Below are 525 nucleotides of genomic sequence, written 5' to 3' on the forward strand. Positions count from 1 at the left end.
CGAGCTGCTCCATCCCGCGTTAATAATAAATAAAGGAGGATGTGGGATTCGAACCCACGCACGCTTTTACACGCCTGACGGTTTTCAAGACCGTTCCCTTCAGCCGGACTTGGGTAATCCTCCATCAAAATAGTCCGTACGGGATTCGAACCCGTGTTACCGCCGTGAAAAGGCGGTGTCTTAACCCCTTGACCAACGGACCATATTTATAAAAAATGGGCACGAGTGGACTCGAACCACCGACCTCACGCTTATCAGGCGTGCGCTCTAACCACCTGAGCTACGCGCCCAAGTTAAAAACTTGGTATTTGAACAAAGTTCAAAGCGGGTGACGAGAATCGAACTCGCGACAACAGCTTGGAAGGCTGTAGTTTTACCACTAAACTACACCCGCTTAAATGGGAGTTAACGGGATCGAACCGCTGACCCTCTGCTTGTAAGGCAGATGCTCTCCCAGCTGAGCTAAACTCCCTCGAGCTAAGCGACTTCCATATCTCACAGGGGGCAACCCCCAACTACTTCCGG

At 51.2% G+C, this 525-nt stretch carries 5 tRNA genes; all 5 read right to left on the reverse strand.

Annotated features, from left to right (window positions below):
- Positions 1-33: 33 nt before the first annotated feature.
- A tRNA-Ser gene (locus QM419_RS09195) sits at positions 34-123 on the reverse strand.
- Positions 124-130: 7 nt separating this feature from the next.
- Positions 131-202 (reverse strand) — tRNA-Glu (locus tag QM419_RS09200).
- A 14-nt stretch (positions 203-216) separates the two neighbouring features.
- A tRNA-Ile gene (locus QM419_RS09205) sits at positions 217-290 on the reverse strand.
- A gap of 33 nt (positions 291-323) precedes the next feature.
- Positions 324-394 (reverse strand) — tRNA-Gly (locus QM419_RS09210).
- A 5-nt stretch (positions 395-399) separates the two neighbouring features.
- A tRNA-Val gene (locus QM419_RS09215) sits at positions 400-472 on the reverse strand.
- Between the last annotated feature and the right edge of the window lie 53 nt (positions 473-525).

Origin of the sequence: Streptococcus infantis (assembly GCF_047464715.1) — a bacterium.
Classification (GTDB): domain Bacteria; phylum Bacillota; class Bacilli; order Lactobacillales; family Streptococcaceae; genus Streptococcus; species Streptococcus infantis_S.